The sequence below is a fragment of the Falsibacillus pallidus genome, from assembly GCF_003350505.1.
In the GTDB taxonomy this organism is placed as follows: domain Bacteria; phylum Bacillota; class Bacilli; order Bacillales; family DSM-25281; genus Falsibacillus; species Falsibacillus pallidus.
Genome location: NZ_QQAY01000001.1, coordinates 198051 through 214481, shown reverse-complemented (window position 1 = coordinate 214481; position 16431 = coordinate 198051). Strand labels below are relative to the sequence as shown.

Below are 16431 nucleotides of genomic sequence, written 5' to 3'. Positions count from 1 at the left end.
AAGGAGGTCCGTTCAGTGAAGCGTGTATCGAATGTAACGGTGAGAAAAAGGCTTGCCATTTCACTGCTGGCAGGTCTCATCATATTTAGCATCATTGATATCCGACTTGGCTATGTCCAATTTGTCCTGGGAGATATGCTTACTGGAAAAGCAAAGGATTCCTGGAGCAGGAATATTCCGTTTGAACCGGAGCGGGGGAAAATAGAAGATCGAAACGGTGTCGAACTAGCTGCGAATCAGAGTGCACCAACAGTATATGTCGTACCTAGGCAAGTTGTGGATCCGGCTGCGACAGCTGAAAAGCTTGCGGCCGCATTAAATATGTCCAAAGAAAAGGCATATAAAATCATCACAAAACACACGAGCATCGAAAGAATACCTGAAGGCAGGAAAATTTCATATGAAAAAGCAAATGAAGTGAGGGAGCTCGGTCTAAAAGGGGTTTACATTGGAGAGGATTCAAAGCGGTATTACCCTTTTGGCAGTTATCTTTCACATGTACTAGGGTTTGCAGGCATCGATAATCAAGGATTGATGGGTCTAGAGTTGGAATATGACGATCAGTTAAATGGAAAAAAAGGATCTGTCCAGTTTTTCTCTGATGCAAAGGGGAAAAGGATGCCAGATATGTCTGATGACTATGAAGCGCCAATGGACGGGCTTGATTTGAAATTGACCATTGATACAAAAATCCAGACCATTGTTGAACGGGAGTTGGATATTGCAGAAGCAACCTATAATCCCGATGGCTTGATTGCGATTGCTATGAATCCGAATAATGGTGAAATCCTGGCCATGTCGAGCAGACCGACTTTCGACCCGGCGAATTTCAAAAATGTCCCACCGGAAATCTATAACCGGAACCTCCCTATTTGGAGTACGTATGAACCCGGATCTACTTTTAAGATCATTACACTTGCTGCGGCATTGCAAGAAAATAAAGTGGATTTAGAACATGATCACTTCTTTGACCCTGGTGAGGTGGAAGTGGCTGGAGCCACCCTGCATTGCTGGAAAAGAGGCGGGCATGGGGCGGAAACGTTCCTTGAAGTCGTTCAAAATTCCTGCAACCCCGGCTTTGTGGAATTAGGGCAGCGTCTTGGTAAAGATTCATTATTTAAGTATATCCGCGATTTTGGTTTCGGAGAGAAAACAGGCATCGATCTTGCGGGAGAAGGAAAAGGTTTGTTATTTAACATCGACCGCGTTGGACCTGTTGAACAGGCAACTACAGCATTTGGGCAAGGTGTCGCAGTGACGCCGATCCAGCAGGTAGCAGCTGTAGCAGCGGCGGTCAATGGGGGAATATTGTATCAGCCCTACATTGCAAAAGAACTGGTCGATCCCCGGACAGGTGAAACGGTCATGAAGAAAAGCCCGGTTGCGAAAAGAAGGGTTATTTCCGAAGAGACGTCCAAAAAAATCCGTGCAGCTCTAGAAAGTGTCGTAGCGCAAGGAACAGGGAAAAATGCTTTTGTGGATACATATAGGGTCGGTGGCAAGACCGGTACCGCACAAAAAGCGCAAAATGGAAGATATCTTGAAAATAACTATATCGTTTCATTTATGGGATTTGCCCCGGCGGATGATCCACAGATTGTTGTTTATGTAGCTGTCGATAATCCTAAGGGAGCCGTCGCTTTCGGAGGAACGATTGCTGCTCCGATTGTAGGGAATATCATGGAAGACAGCCTCAGGGCGCTTGATGTTCCCCCAAGAAAGAATCAGATAGAAAAAGAGCCATCCATCCTTGATGCACCAACTGTGGCAGTGCCGGATCTTGTGGGATTGACTAAAAAAGACCTGCAGCAATATTTATATGATATTAAACTGGATGTGAGCGGAACGGGAGACAAAGTGATCAAGCAATCCCCTGCACCAGGAGTAAAAGTCAAAGTAGGATCTACCATCCGTATATTCATGAATTGAATATGACACAATGACAGGCGGCAACCAAAACTTATTGCCGCCTGTATTATTGAAGATTAAAACTTTTGACATAAAGCTAAAAGGCTGATAGCATCAGAATGATTTTTTATGTAAAATAAGAATGATTGCTTTCTTATGAATAGAGAGGGTTGAAAAAATGAAATTACATACACTATTGGACTTCTTGCCCCTTGTGAAAGAGAAGCCGGCTGAAAATCCAGAAATACTTTCGGTGGAAAATGATAATCGAAAAGTAAATAAAGGGAGTCTATTCATTTGCATCGAAGGATTGACAAATGATGGGCACAACTTTGCAAAAGATGCGGAAGAAAAGGGAGCTGCTGCTGTCTTGGCCGAAAGACCACTTAGCCTCAGCATTCCGGTAATCCTTGTTAAAGATACAAAGAGAGCAATGGCAGTGCTTGCTGATGCATTTTATGGCCAGCCGACAAAGCAGCTCCATTTGATCGGAATTACAGGAACAAACGGAAAAACGACGACAAGTCATTTGATTGAACATGTCATGCTTCATTCAGGTTTAAAAACAGGATTAATCGGTACAATGTATGTTCGGATCAATGACCGCATCATTGAAACCAAAAATACTACTCCTGAAAGCCTTACATTGCAGCAAACATTTCATGAGATGGTCAATGAAGATGTGGATACTGCCATCATGGAGGTTTCATCCCACGCATTGGTTCAGGGAAGGGTTCATGGCTGTGATTATGATGTGGCTGTGTTCACTAATCTGACTCAGGATCACCTTGATTATCATAAGACCATGGATGAATACCGCCGTGCCAAAGGGCTATTGTTTGCGCAATTAGGCAACACTTATGACCATGAAAAGCCAAAAGTGGCTGTCTTGAATGCTGATGATGCCGCATCAGAAGCGTATATCACTGAAACAGCTGCACATGTCATGACTTATAGCATTGACAATAATGCTGATTTTACCGCAAGGAATATTCAAATGGATGGCAGCGGGATGAAATTCGATTTGCATTATCCTGAAGGAAGTGCAGTTGTCACTTTAAAACTCGTAGGGAAGTTCAGTGTCTATAATGCACTTGCTGCCATTGCTGCCTGCTATGCATCTAACATTCCAATGGACATCATCCTTGATTCTCTTGCGAAAATGGAGGGAGTCCCCGGCCGATTTGAATTAGTGGATGCGGGGCAGGAATATCCTGTCATTGTCGATTATGCCCATACACCAGACAGTTTGGAAAATGTATTGAAGACTGTCGCCCAAATTGCAAAGAACAAAATTTATGTCGTAGTAGGGTGCGGCGGTGACCGTGATAAGACAAAGCGGCCATTGATGGCAAAGATTGCCTGCAAATATGCTTCCAATCCAATTTTCACTTCGGATAATCCTCGAAGCGAAGATCCATATTCCATCTTGAAAGACATGGAATCAGGGGTTCAAGGTGAGAACTACGAAGTGATCGAGGATCGGAAGGAAGCGATCAGAAAGGCCGTTCAGCAAGCTTCTGCAGGAGATGTTGTCCTAATTGCCGGAAAAGGACATGAGACCTATCAAATCGTAGGAGATAAAGTCCTTGACTTCGATGACAGGATTGCGGCAGCTGAAGCAATCAAGGAGAAAGAATGATGTTGAAATTGAAAGACATCAAAGGAATATTTCCTCAATCTTCGGGTATAAGTGATGAGGGAATGGAGTTTCATACTGTTTCGATAGATGAATCGAATTGTGGGAAACGAGGTTTGTTTATCTCGCTTGGAGAAGCAGCCAAAATAAAAGAAGCCTTAGAAAACGGAGCGATCGCTGCCATTTTAAAAGAGGGCGAGGCGATTCCGTCATTTACTCCAAACCATTTTCCTGTATTTCGGGCAAAGGCGCCGATGGCAGCATTTTCTGATATACTGCTGAATTACATCAATAAAAATAGAAAAAAAGAGTGGGAAGATATGACCAAATTCATTTTTTATCGTACAAAACTTCTTAATGATTCAACCATCACATATGATATTGCTGTGGAAAAAGAGAAGGCAGCATTGCTGGATGCAGTTCAATATCATGTAAGTGCAAGGAGGGGATAAGGATGCTGGGACAATTTTTATTTTTCACAATATTAATGGCATTCTTCATAACAGTATTGCTGTCCCCCTTCTTCATTCCTTTCCTTAGAAGGTTAAAGTTTGGACAGAGCATCAGGGAAGAGGGGCCCAAATCCCATCAGAAAAAAACAGGGACCCCGACAATGGGTGGAATTGTTTTCTTGATTTCCATCGCAATATCCACTATTGTGATGTCCGGGAAATTTACTGAACCAAGCTCAAAAACTTTGATGCTGCTCCTGGTGACAATTGGATTTGGAGTGCTTGGATTTCTAGATGACTTCATCAAAGTGGTCATGAAAAGGAATCTTGGATTGACTTCCAAGCAAAAGCTGCTTGGACAGATAGTGATCGCTGTTTTATTTTATTTGATTTATCGACAAAGCGGGCTATCATCCGATTTTAGCATCCCGTTTACAGATATTACGTTCAATCTAGGGTGGTTCTATATACTGATTGTTATCTTCTGGCAAGTTGGGTTTTCTAATGCCGTCAATTTGACGGACGGTTTAGATGGTCTTGTTTCCGGTACTTCTGCCATAGCTTTTGGTGCATTTGCCGTCTTAGCTTGGAATCAATCGCAATATGATATCGCCATTTTCTGTGTGTCTGTGGTGGGTGCCGTTCTGGGATTTTTGGTGTTCAACGCCCATCCGGCAAAAGTTTTTATGGGAGATACAGGATCCCTTGCCCTTGGCGGGGCTATTGCCACAGTTGCCATATTGACCAAATTGGAGCTGCTGCTGGTAATCATCGGCGGAGTTTTTGTCATTGAAACTTTATCAGTCATTATTCAAGTCATTTCATTTAAAACTACTGGAAAACGAGTATTTAAAATGAGCCCCCTTCATCACCATTATGAATTGGTCGGCTGGTCAGAGTGGCGGGTAGTCGTCACTTTTTGGAGTGTGGGATTGATATGCGCCATTCTAGGAATATACATTGAGGTGTGGATGTAAGTGAAGAATATTACAAAATATCAATTTAAGAAGATTTTAGTACTAGGATTGGCAAAAAGCGGTGTGACTGCAGCATCCCTGCTTCATAAATTAGGTGCATTCGTCACAGTCAATGACAAACGGCCAATTGCTGAAAACCCAGAAGCTCAAGGACTGCTCGATCAGGGAATCAAAGTCATCTGCGGGGACCACCCAATTGAACTGCTGGATGAAGGCTTTGAACTGATTGTGAAAAATCCGGGTATCCCATATAGCATCCCTCTCGTTGCTGGGGCAGTTGACAGGGGCATCCCGGTGATCACTGAAGTTGAGCTTGCTTATGAAATCTCCGAAGCCGAATTTATCGGAATAACTGGCACGAATGGTAAAACAACGACGACGACTCTTATTTTTGAAATGTTGAAGCAAGGGGAACGAAACCCGATTATCGCTGGTAATATTGGAACGGTTGCATCGGAAGTTGCCCAAGCGGCAAACCAAGATAATAAAATTGTCATTGAGCTTTCTTCTTTCCAGTTGATGGGGATCAAAAAATTCAGGCCGCGTATCGCTATCATTACAAATTTATATGAAGCGCACCTTGATTATCACGGAGGGCTTGCGGAATATTGGGAGGCAAAAGCCAATATCACCAAAAACCAGACAGAGGAAGACTTCTTAATTGTCAATGCGGAGCAGCCACAGCTGCTTGAAGCTGTGAAGGATACAAAGGCAGCAATCATACCTTTTTCAACGAAAGCCTATTTAGAAGAAGGATGCTCTGTACGTGATGGGAAAATATTGTTCAATGGGGAAGAAGTGATGGCTATTGCCGACTTGGCACTTCCTGGTGAACACAATTTAGAGAATGTGCTGTCTTCCATTGCGGCGGTTAAATTGCTGGGCGTTTCCAACGAAGCAGTCAAAGAGATCATGACAACTTTCACTGGTGTAAAGCATCGGACTCAATTTGTAGCGGAAGTTCATGGAAGAAAATTCTATAATGATTCAAAAGCTACCAATATATTGGCGACGCGTAGTGCCTTGAAGGCATTCAATAACCCTATTGTCCTCTTGGCGGGTGGACTTGATAGAGGAAATGGCTTTGATGACCTGATTCCGGACCTATCAAATGTGAAGGCTATCATTACATTCGGACAAACTGCAGGGAAAATGGAAGAGACAGCCGAAAAAGCGGGAATAAAAGTCATCAAGCGGGTCGATAATGTGGGTACAGCTGTGCCTGCAGCTTTCGAATGCTCTGATGAAGGAGATGTAATCTTACTTTCTCCTGCCTGCGCCAGCTGGGATCAGTATAAAACTTTTGAAGTTCGCGGTGATATTTTCATTGACGCAGTGCATAAGCTTATATAAGAGCTTGGCTTATTGGACAAAATAGTTCACCACGGAAAGCAGCAGGGTGTCTGACAGGCTCAAATAATAAGTCTGCAGAGGTGTTAACCGTTGCCATTAAAGAAAACGACCCCTGATATTGTATTGATTATCGCAACACTTTCTTTACTGACCATCGGATTGATCATGGTTTATAGTGCAAGTGCTGTCTGGGCTACATATAAATTCGACGATTCCTTCTTTTTTGCCAAGAGGCAGCTATTGTTTGCGGGAGTAGGGGTTGCAGCAATGTTTTTCATCATGAACGTGGATTATTGGACGTGGAAAACATGGGCGAAGTTGATTTTGATCATCTGCTTTGTCCTTTTGCTGGCCGTATTGATCCCGGGAGTCGGTATGGTTCGAAATGGATCACGAAGCTGGATTGGGGTCGGGGCATTTTCCATTCAGCCCTCAGAATTCATGAAACTTGCCATGATATCCTTTTTGGCCAAATTCCTTTCCGATCGGCAGAAGCTTATCACCTCTTTTAAGAAAGGACTTGTTCCATCCCTCGCCTTGGTCTTTACAGCTTTCGGACTTATCATGCTGCAGCCCGATCTTGGAACGGGGACGGTCATGGTCGGCACTTGTGTCGTCATGATTTTCATTTCTGGAGCCAGGGTAAGTCATTTCGCATGGCTGGGCATACTTGGAATGGCGGGTTTTGCAGGGTTGATCCTCTCAGCCCCATATCGGATAAAAAGGATCACATCGTTTTTAGATCCGTGGTCCGATCCTCTTGGAAGCGGTTTTCAAATCATACAATCGCTATATGCCATCGGACCGGGAGGATTATTCGGATTAGGTCTCGGTGAAAGCAGACAAAAGTTTTTCTACCTACCCGAACCCCAGACCGATTTTATCTTTGCCATTCTTTCCGAAGAATTGGGCTTCATAGGAGGAAGTCTTGTCATCCTTTTGTTTGCCTTGCTCTTATGGAGGGGGATAAGGATTGCGCTAGGGGCTCCTGATTTATATGGCAGTTTTCTGGCGGTCGGAATCATATCGATGATCGCCATCCAGGTCATGATCAACATAGGTGTTGTCACCGGATTGATGCCGGTAACAGGGATTACGCTCCCGTTTCTAAGCTATGGTGGATCCTCTTTGACACTCATGCTAATGGCAGTGGGGGTCCTCCTGAATATCAGCCGTTATTCAAAATATTGACAAAGGAAACCCTGAATGGGTTTCCTTTTCAAGTTAGTGGAGATAAAATAATGATGATATTACATTTCAATGACATTCTAGTGCGAGCAAGACAGGTTCGTTTAGAATATAGTAAGATAGGGTAACAGTAAAACATTGCCTTACATACGCAGTACTTCTTTGCTTAAACTTAATGAGGTGAATTTATGAAAATAGTTGTGAGTGGAGGAGGTACAGGAGGACATATTTATCCCGCCCTGGCCTTGATCCGGACCATTGAGCAAAAACATCCCGGCACAGAGTTTCTATACATCGGAACATCGAAAGGCCTGGAATCAAAACTGGTGACCCGAGAAGGGATACCATTTAAATCTATTGAAATTACGGGGTTTAAAAGATCCCTTTCCTTTGAAAATGTGAAAACCATCATGCGATTCCTCAAGGGTGTAAAGGATAGCAGAAGATATATTAGTGATTTCAAGCCTGATTTAGTCATTGGAACCGGCGGGTATGTTTGCGGACCGGTTGTCTATGCTGCTGCAAAAGAAAAAATCCCAACCATTGTACATGAACAGAACAGTGTGCCGGGTTTAACCAACAAATTTTTGAGCAGATATGTAAATAAAGTTGCCATTTGCTTTGAATCAGCCAGAGCATTTTTCCCTAAAGAGAAAGTTGAATTCACCGGCAATCCCCGTGCTTCGGAAGTGGCGGGAATTCAAAAACGCGACATCCTACCAACCCTTGGATTGAAACAGAATCAGCCGACCGTACTTATTTTCGGAGGAAGCCGAGGAGCCAGGCCGATCAATGATGCTGTCGTGAAATCATTGGCGTCATTCGCTAAAAAAGATTATCAGGTAATTTATATTACCGGCGATGTGCATTATGAAAAGGTAAAAGCTGAAGTGGACTTGATAGGCATGCCGAAAAATGTTGCAGTAGCACCGTTTCTCTATAATATGCCTGAGGTTCTATCATCAGTGGATTTAGTAGTAGCGAGAGCCGGGGCCACATCCATTGCTGAAATCACTGCTTTGGGGGTGCCAAGCATCCTGATTCCAAGTCCTTATGTAACAAATAACCATCAAGAGAAGAATGCGTTGGCACTGGTTGAGAGACACGCTGCCTCCATGATTCTCGAAAAAGAATTGACATCGGCGAAACTGATTAATGAAATAGACAAAATCATTCTTGATGAGCCGCTCCAGAAGAAGATGAGTGCAGCTTCAAAAGACCTTGGGGTTCCAGACTCTTCTGATAGATTGTATCAAGTCATGCTTCAACTCGCTAAATAATAGTGGAAATTATCTATTTCCATCTTTTCTCATGTTTTTTTATGAGATAAAATAGGATGTAAGAAAATAGAATTGCAATGATAAGCCCACATCCAACCTACTAACTGAGTAATAGATGTGTGCTGTCATTTTTTGCGGATTTGGTAAAGGTGGATTGTGATGAAAAAAGGAAATATCGTTTCTCTGGAAGACCGCATTCCGAAAATCAAGCAGCAGCGAAAGCGGAAAGCGAATCGAAGGCTCATCATCCTCCTGTCAATCTTTTTTCTGCTTATAGCTTGCATCGGATATTTTCAATCTTCCATCAGTAAAGTGGGCTCTATACAAGTAGAAGGAAGCCACTTATTAAGTGAGGAAGCAGTTATAAAAGCGAGCGGGATTTCAAAAGGCATGAATGTATGGGGGATCAATCGGGAACAAACAGTCAAGAAACTTGAAAAACTCCCGGAAATAAAATCTGCCAAGGTAAGTGTCCGTCTGCCTAATTCCTATCAGATCCATGTTAAGGAATTTAGCCGGATCGCTTTTCTGTCAAAAGGGACAAGCTTTTATCCAGTTTTAGAAAATGGACGAATCATTAAAGACGCAGGCAGCAAGACTGTTCGTGTCAACTCTCCTCTTCTCACAGATTTCAAAGAGGGAGCTGTGCTGAATGAAATGGTTGATCAGTTGAAATCTTTGCCTGATGAAATCATCAATTCCATTTCTGAAATTCAATATGCCCCGAAAAAGACAGACAAATACCATATTACTTTATATATGAACGATGGATTCGAAGTGACGGCCACAATTCGTACTTTTTCGGATAAAATGATTCATTATCCTTCCATCATAAGCCAGCTGGATCCAAACAAAAAAGGAATCATCGACCTTGAAGTCGGCTCCTTCTTTAAAGCTTATGACACAGGAGAGGACAAAGAAAATGAAAAAAAAGAAGATAAAAGGTAAGCAGGTCGTCCTTTCTCTTGTCACCCTGGTCCTGGGGTTTATCCTTGCGTTTTCCTATAGTTTAGCCAATAAGGAAAAGGCGGGAAATAAAATCTCCGACCGTCAATGGGCGATGGAGGATCAGCTTCGGAATCAAATCATTCAACAGCAGAAGGACAATCGAAAACTGCAAAATGAACTGTTTGAAAAGCAGTCAAAGGTGCTTGATGTTGAAAAAGATCTATCTAAAGAAGAACAAGTCTTTTTCAATCTGGCTGAAGATGCAGAAAAATACCGGATGTATCTAGGTATGGTTAAAGTAAAAGGTAAAGGGGTTGAAGTCACTCTAGAGGATGGCGAGTATGATCCCGATGAGGAAAACGTTAATAATTACCTTGTGCATGAACATCATGTTTTCAATGTAATCAATGAGTTGTATATTGCAGGAGCAAGTGCTGTTGCGGTCAATGGACAGAGGCTCCAGCATAATTCCTATATTCTCTGCAATGGTCCGGTTATTACAGTAGATGGTGTGCAGCATCCAGCTCCATTCACTATCAGTGCCATTGGGGATCCGGCAGTCCTTTCTTCAGCATTGAGCATAACAGGCGGGGTAAAGGATCAATTAGTAAATGAAAACATCATTTTCAAAATGGAAAAAAAAGATGAAATAGTCATGGACCCTATCTTGAGAGGCTCCTGATGGGAAGATGATTATGGTTTTTATGAGAAGGCTTGGTGAAATGGAGTGGCTAAAAAAATTAAAATCAGCTTTACTTTCATCACGATCATCATTGGATTTATGCTGGCCATCCAATTCCAGACAGTCAAAAAGCCTGTAATCAGGGATACAAGGGATATATGGGAGTTAAGGGAAGCCCAGTTAAAGGAAAAAGAAACTCAATCCAAATTGATCAGTGAAATCAGGTCCAACGAAGAAAAGCTGGACAAGTATGAAACAAAGAAAAAAGGAAGCAAAGAAGAAGCCCTCCGCGAAACGCTTGACGAATTAAAGAAAGAAGCAGGGTTGACAGAAGCAGAAGGTCCTGGGATCGTACTGACCATTGAGCCGGTATACGAAGAAATGCTCTTGGGTAAAACGGTTAAATCCGTTTCGCCGGATTTGCTGAAAAGGCTGGTCAATGAGCTGAATATGTACGATGCTTTATACATATCAATCGATGGACAGCGAATCATCAATAATTCTGTCATAAGGGACATCAATGGTGAAACAAAGGTAAATGGATATGCCATACATTCGGTTCCCATTGAAGTCAAAGTAATCGCCAAGGATTGGGATACTGCCCAAAAATTATATAATCGAATGAGTGTTTCCAAGTCGGCAGATGATTTCTTCATAGATGACTTAAGGGTCAATATTTCAAAACCGAACAAGGATATTAGCATCCCTGCCTATCAAGATATTTTAAGGATTCGCTATATGGAGCCTGTTAAAGAAAAAGGAGAGAAATAAAATGTGGCTTCCGATACTCGGGCTCCTCATAGGTGTTATATTGGGGCTGCTGACTGATATCCGCATACCTGATGAATACTCGAATTATTTATCCATTGCGGTCCTGGCAGCCCTGGATACCCTCTTCGGAGGAATCAGGGCCCATTTGCAAAATATATATGATGACAAAGTTTTTGTCTCTGGATTCTTTTTTAACATTTTGCTGGCTGCAAGTTTAGCTTTTCTAGGGGTTCATCTTGGTGTAGACTTGTATTTAGCTGCTGTTTTTGCCTTTGGAGTGCGTTTGTTCCAGAACATTGCAGTCATCCGGAGAATCATGATCAGTAAATGGTCAGCGAATTCTCAAGAAAAATCAGAAAAAAGTTGATTTTTTAAAAGGGAATATTTTAGTTTTGACGAATATCAATATAAGATATATTGAAATCAAGTGAAAATTGTAATTTGTTGTTCTAAATATGAAAAAGTTGCAGATTTGTTGAAGGAGGTGCCATAGAGTGAACAGCAATGAAATATATGTGAGTCTTGACATCGGTACATCCACTGTAAAAGTCATTATTGGAGAAATGGTTAATGATGCACTAAATATTATCGGTGTTGGGAATGTACATTCTGAAGGAATCAGAAAAGGCTCAATCGTCGATATAGACGAAACCGTTCATTCTATTAAAAAGGCAGTCGAACAGGCTGAGAGAATGATAGGCATGAATATTGATAAGGTCATCGTCGGAGTAGCAGGAAACCATGTAGCTTTGCAGCCATGCCATGGTGTCGTTGCAGTATCAAGTGATAACCGTGAAATTACGGATGATGATGTAGCAAGGGTAATGGATGCAGCTCAGGTTATTTCCATCCCGCCTGAACGTGAGATTATCAATGTCATTCCAAAACAGTTCATTGTAGATGGATTGGACGAAATAAATGACCCAAGGGGAATGATCGGTGTAAGGCTTGAAATGGAAGGAACGATCATTACCGGCTCTAAAACAATATTACATAATACACTTCGCTGTGTAGAACGGGCTGGCCTAGATATTACGGATATTGTCCTACAGCCCCTTGCAGCAGGATCTATTGCATTATCGAAAGATGAGCAAAATTTAGGTGCCGCACTTATCGATATAGGCGGCGGATCCACGACATTGGCTGTTTTTGAGCAGGGACACTTGAAAGTAACCTCTGTACTTCCTGTGGGCGGCGAACATATCACAAAAGATTTGTCCATTGGATTGAGAACGTCGACAGAAGATGCAGAGAGAATCAAAGTGAAATATGGACATGCATATTATGATCATGCATCAGAAGATGAAGTGTTCAGTGTTCCAATCATCGGAAGCGATCAGCACCAGCAATTTAACCAGCTTGAGATTTCTGATATCATTGAGGCAAGACTGGAGGAAATATTTGATTTAGTCCAGCATGAACTCAAAAGATTGGGAATCAGAGATTTGCCGGGCGGCTATGTATTGACTGGCGGTATGGCCAATCTTACAGGAGTATTGGATCTAGCCCAACTAGTCTTCCAAAACCGAGTAAGAGTGGCAATTCCGGATTATATCGGAGTACGCGAATCTCAGTACACTACAGCAGTAGGGCTTATCAAATACGCTCATAAAACTGCTAGATTACAAGGAAGAAACGTCAGTGCTTCTCCTGTTCCTTCTGAAAGTGTTGAAAAACGTCAAGTGAAAACGACACAAGCAAAGCCAAAGGCAGAAAAGCAGCCAGAGGAAAAAATCTCAAATAAAATGAAGAAGTTCTTTGGTTACTTTTTCGAGTAGGACATCGAAGCGGAAATCGACGGATTAGGAGGATTAGTCATGTTGGAGTTTGATACTAATTTAGATCAATTAGCAACGATTAAAGTAATTGGAGTCGGCGGCGGTGGAAACAATGCCGTTAACCGAATGATAGAACATGGGGTTCAAGGGGTGGAATTTATTTCAGTCAATACAGATGCTCAGGCATTGAACCTTTCAAAAGCTGAAATCAAGATGCAAATTGGGGCAAAGCTTACTAGAGGATTGGGTGCAGGTGCTAATCCGGAAGTAGGAAAGAAAGCTGCTGAAGAAAGCAAAGAGCAGATTGAAGAAGCTTTAAGAGGGGCAGACATGGTCTTTGTAACTGCCGGCATGGGAGGCGGAACAGGTACAGGTGCTGCACCGGTCATCGCTCAAATTGCAAGAGACTTGGGTGCACTGACTGTAGGAGTTGTCACCCGCCCTTTCACATTTGAAGGAAGAAAGCGCCAAACCCAAGCAGCAGGCGGAATTGCCGCTATGAAAGAATCAGTGGATACCCTGATTGTCATTCCAAACGATCGATTATTGGAGATTGTTGACAAAAGCACACCAATGCTTGAAGCATTCCGTGAAGCGGATAACGTTCTTCGCCAAGGTGTACAGGGGATTTCAGACTTAATCGCAGTTCCTGGATTGATCAACCTTGACTTTGCGGATGTAAAAACGATCATGTCCAATAAAGGATCTGCACTGATGGGTATCGGTGTTGCAACAGGTGAAAACCGTGCCACTGAAGCTGCGAAGAAAGCCATTTCCTCGCCATTGCTTGAAACATCCATTGATGGAGCACAAGGTGTATTGATGAATATCACAGGTGGAACGAATTTAAGCTTGTATGAAGTCCAGGAAGCTGCAGATATTGTAGCATCTGCTTCAGATCAAGAAGTAAATATGATTTTCGGTTCCGTAATCAATGAAAATTTCAAAGACGAAATCATTGTTACTGTTATTGCAACCGGATTTAATGAAGAAACAGTACAGCCTAAACCATCTCGTCCAAGTTTCGGACAAATGAAGCCAAACGTTTCACAAGCACCAAAAAGAGAGCCAAAACGAGAAGAGCAGCAGTCTGAGCCTGCTAAAACATCTTCATCCCAGCCGATGGAAGAAACATTGGATATTCCAACCTTCCTTCGCAACCGAAATCGTCGCAGATAATTCGTACCAAAAAGCGAGTGGTGAAAACCACTCGCTTTTTTTGCGTTTAAAACGAAAAAATCAATTGATTGCTGTCCCGGCTTTCATGGCGCTTCCGCTTTTCTATTGTCCAGCTCTGCCGGCTAAAGGCTAGGAGACTTCGCTCAGCACACTTACGATAAGTCATCATCGATTCGCTAAAGCTCATCGCGATTCCTTTATCTCGTGGTGCCGCGCTCCAGTCTCTACGCCTTTGAGCAAGCCGGCTCCGCTTTTCTATGTCCAGCTCCAGCGCCTAGCCCCTCGAGTCATAAGCCGTACCTCTACGGAAATCAGGATTTCCTTCGAGTTCCGTCTTATGCTGGTCGGGGCTGACCAAGGCGCTTCCGCTTTTCATTTTGACAAAATTCGAATCTATCTTCGAAAATTTCTTGGGTATTCATTACAAGAACTGACATATTTCAGGCGCAAGGTAAGATATACTTCTTGAAAAAGGTAATGGATTGGAGGGGAATGATTGGTCGTATACTTGGACGTCATTTGGCTATTGAATTTGCTTGTGGATAGCATGTTATTATGGCTGACTTCCATACTTCTAAAAAGAAGGGTTAAGTGGTGGAGGATAGGAATGGGAGGTTTGATAGGATCGATTTTGATATTCTTGCCCTTGACACCTATCGGGTTTTTAGCGAACAATGCAGCCATCAAGATCTCTTTTTCATTAATAATGGTATTCACAGTCTTTGGCTTTAGACGAATGAAATATTATTTCAGCTGCCTGATGACTTTTTATTTTACAACCTTTCTCCTTGGCGGCATTTTAATTGGCACTCATTATCTTCTATCATTTCAGCTTGACTACTCATCTTCGTTATTTATGGCAAGTATAAAAGGATTTGGCGATCCGATTTCCTGGATTTTTGTGATGTTTGGAATTCCTGCAGCATGGTACTTCTCCAGGAAAAGAATTGAGACATTTGAAATGGCTAAAATCGAGTATGAGCAATTGGTGAAGGTTTCAATTGAAATAAATCATATTCGCATGTCTTTCAATGGGCTGATTGACAGTGGGAATAAACTTTACGATCCCATATCCAATATGCCGGTGATGATCGCATCGATCAAAGGACAGCAGGCGCTTCCAAAAGAAATCATTGAACTTGCCCAAAATCCTGATGGATTCATGGATGGTTCCATTTCCCTCAGCGAGGAGTGGACTGATAAATTGCGATTTATCCCAGCAAAGTCAGTTGGCAAATCGAATCAGCTTCTCACTGCATTCAAACCCGATCAATTAATGATTTTTAAAGGGGATGAAAGTTGGGTGGTCAAAAAAGGCCTGATATCTTTTACAAACCAATCCCTTTCAGGGGATGGAGAATTCGACTGCATCGTACATCCGAAGATGGTGTCAGGAATCAGCATCAAAACGGCATCTTAAAGAAGGTAATAATACTATACTCAGCACTCAGCAAAAATAGAAGGAGGAAACAAGTTGAAAAATTTCAGGCTGAAACTCTCGTATTATTGGTATAAGCTCCTGATTAAATTAGGATTGAAAACAGACGAGATTTATTACATTGGCGGCAGTGAGGCATTGCCGCCGCCGCTTTCTAAAGATGAAGAAGAAGTGCTTTTGAAAAAGCTGCCAAATGGAGATAAAGCTGCACGTTCTTTATTGATTGAAAGAAATTTGAGACTTGTTGTCTATATAGCAAGGAAATTTGAAAATACAGGCATCAATATAGAGGACCTAATAAGCATCGGCACAATAGGGTTGATAAAAGCGGTAAATACTTTTAACCCGGAGAAGAAGATCAAGCTTGCTACATATGCCTCCCGCTGCATTGAAAATGAAATATTGATGTATCTCAGGAGGAATAACAAAATCCGTTCTGAAGTATCATTTGATGAGCCCCTCAATATCGATTGGGATGGAAATGAACTTCTCCTATCGGATGTCTTGGGAACTGACGAGGACATCATCACAAAGGATTTGGAAGCGACCGTTGACAGGAAGCTATTATTCAATGCACTGCATCAATTGTCAGATCGCGAAAAACAAATCATGGAACTGAGGTTTGGATTGGTTGGCGGCGAGGAAAAAACGCAAAAGGATGTGGCAGATATGCTTGGAATCTCCCAATCCTACATCTCCAGACTGGAGAAAAGAATCATTAAGCGCCTCCGAAAAGAATTTAATAAAATGGTGTAGGATTGGACGATTAGAAACAAACATTGCGACAGATAATTTATCCGGTAGATGGCAAGTTCCATCACCGGAAAATTATCTGTTT

Annotated in this window: 15 protein-coding genes; all 15 read left to right on the top strand. The window is 42.3% G+C overall.

What is annotated here, in order from left to right:
• Nucleotides 1-15: 15 nt before the first annotated feature.
• The 15 genes from DFR59_RS01040 (at nt 16) to sigE (ending at nt 16349) form a co-directional block, all read left to right on the top strand.
• Nucleotides 16-1929 carry a stage V sporulation protein D gene (locus DFR59_RS01040; RefSeq protein WP_114743772.1) on the top strand — a complete coding sequence of 638 codons (1914 nt, stop codon included), beginning with the start codon at nt 16-18 and terminating at the stop codon, nt 1927-1929.
• 157 nt (nt 1930-2086) lie between these two features.
• A complete protein-coding gene (locus DFR59_RS01035; RefSeq protein ID WP_114743771.1) occupies nt 2087-3550 on the top strand; it encodes a UDP-N-acetylmuramoyl-L-alanyl-D-glutamate--2,6-diaminopimelate ligase in 1464 nt (487 codons plus the stop codon).
• Entirely contained in the window at nt 3550-3999 is a 450-nt protein-coding gene (locus DFR59_RS01030) for a hypothetical protein (protein ID WP_114743770.1), read from the top strand. The genes DFR59_RS01035 and DFR59_RS01030 overlap by 1 nt, the downstream gene beginning before the upstream one ends.
• Before the next feature lie 2 nt (nt 4000-4001).
• A complete protein-coding gene (gene mraY / locus DFR59_RS01025) occupies nt 4002-4976 on the top strand; it encodes a phospho-N-acetylmuramoyl-pentapeptide-transferase (RefSeq protein ID WP_114743769.1) in 975 nt (324 codons plus the stop codon).
• On the top strand, nt 4977-6329 hold the full coding sequence (murD, locus tag DFR59_RS01020; RefSeq protein ID WP_114743768.1) for a UDP-N-acetylmuramoyl-L-alanine--D-glutamate ligase: 1353 nt from the start codon (nt 4977-4979) through the stop codon (nt 6327-6329). It abuts the gene before it with no gap.
• A 90-nt stretch (nt 6330-6419) separates the two neighbouring features.
• A complete protein-coding gene (spoVE, locus tag DFR59_RS01015; RefSeq protein WP_114743767.1) occupies nt 6420-7520 on the top strand; it encodes a stage V sporulation protein E in 1101 nt (366 codons plus the stop codon).
• 185 nt (nt 7521-7705) lie between these two features.
• Nucleotides 7706-8797, top strand: coding sequence for an undecaprenyldiphospho-muramoylpentapeptide beta-N-acetylglucosaminyltransferase (murG, locus tag DFR59_RS01010; RefSeq protein WP_114743766.1), 1092 nt, complete (start codon nt 7706-7708; stop codon nt 8795-8797).
• Nucleotides 8798-8956: 159 nt separating this feature from the next.
• Nucleotides 8957-9745: a cell division protein FtsQ/DivIB gene (locus tag DFR59_RS01005; protein ID WP_114743765.1), complete on the top strand. Its 789-nt coding sequence runs from the start codon at nt 8957-8959 to the stop codon at nt 9743-9745.
• Nucleotides 9720-10427 carry a DUF881 domain-containing protein gene (locus tag DFR59_RS01000; protein ID WP_114743764.1) on the top strand — a complete coding sequence of 236 codons (708 nt, stop codon included), beginning with the start codon at nt 9720-9722 and terminating at the stop codon, nt 10425-10427. The genes DFR59_RS01005 and DFR59_RS01000 overlap by 26 nt, the downstream gene beginning before the upstream one ends.
• A 99-nt stretch (nt 10428-10526) precedes the next feature.
• Complete coding sequence (locus DFR59_RS00995; protein WP_425454686.1) at nt 10527-11198, top strand: DUF881 domain-containing protein; 672 nt, start codon at nt 10527-10529, stop codon at nt 11196-11198.
• Nucleotide 11199: 1 nt separating this feature from the next.
• Nucleotides 11200-11565 (top strand): small basic family protein, encoded by a 366-nt coding sequence (locus DFR59_RS00990; RefSeq protein ID WP_114743762.1) that lies wholly within the window; start codon nt 11200-11202, stop codon nt 11563-11565.
• A 127-nt stretch (nt 11566-11692) separates the two neighbouring features.
• Nucleotides 11693-12976 carry a cell division protein FtsA gene (ftsA, locus tag DFR59_RS00985; RefSeq protein ID WP_114743761.1) on the top strand — a complete coding sequence of 428 codons (1284 nt, stop codon included), beginning with the start codon at nt 11693-11695 and terminating at the stop codon, nt 12974-12976.
• Between the two features lie 39 nt (nt 12977-13015).
• On the top strand, nt 13016-14155 hold the full coding sequence (ftsZ, locus tag DFR59_RS00980) for a cell division protein FtsZ (RefSeq protein WP_114743760.1): 1140 nt from the start codon (nt 13016-13018) through the stop codon (nt 14153-14155).
• Between the two features lie 496 nt (nt 14156-14651).
• Nucleotides 14652-15575, top strand: a complete 924-nt coding sequence (gene spoIIGA / locus DFR59_RS00975) for a sigma-E processing peptidase SpoIIGA (protein WP_114743759.1) — start codon at nt 14652-14654, stop codon at nt 15573-15575.
• Between the two features lie 54 nt (nt 15576-15629).
• A complete protein-coding gene (gene sigE / locus DFR59_RS00970) occupies nt 15630-16349 on the top strand; it encodes an RNA polymerase sporulation sigma factor SigE (protein ID WP_114743758.1) in 720 nt (239 codons plus the stop codon).
• Nucleotides 16350-16431: the final 82 nt, after the last annotated feature.

Coding starts and splice junctions, on each gene's coding strand:
- DFR59_RS01005 (WP_114743765.1), top strand. CDS start 8,957: ATGAAAAAAGGAAATATCGTTTCTCTGGAAGACCGCATTCCGAAAATC.
- ftsZ (WP_114743760.1), top strand. CDS start 13,016: ATGTTGGAGTTTGATACTAATTTAGATCAATTAGCAACGATTAAAGTA.
- DFR59_RS01030 (WP_114743770.1), top strand. CDS start 3,550: ATGTTGAAATTGAAAGACATCAAAGGAATATTTCCTCAATCTTCGGGT.
- murG (WP_114743766.1), top strand. CDS start 7,706: ATGAAAATAGTTGTGAGTGGAGGAGGTACAGGAGGACATATTTATCCC.
- DFR59_RS01000 (WP_114743764.1), top strand. CDS start 9,720: ATGAAAAAAAAGAAGATAAAAGGTAAGCAGGTCGTCCTTTCTCTTGTC.
- DFR59_RS01035 (WP_114743771.1), top strand. CDS start 2,087: ATGAAATTACATACACTATTGGACTTCTTGCCCCTTGTGAAAGAGAAG.
- DFR59_RS00995 (WP_425454686.1), top strand. CDS start 10,527: ATGCTGGCCATCCAATTCCAGACAGTCAAAAAGCCTGTAATCAGGGAT.
- DFR59_RS00990 (WP_114743762.1), top strand. CDS start 11,200: ATGTGGCTTCCGATACTCGGGCTCCTCATAGGTGTTATATTGGGGCTG.
- mraY (WP_114743769.1), top strand. CDS start 4,002: ATGCTGGGACAATTTTTATTTTTCACAATATTAATGGCATTCTTCATA.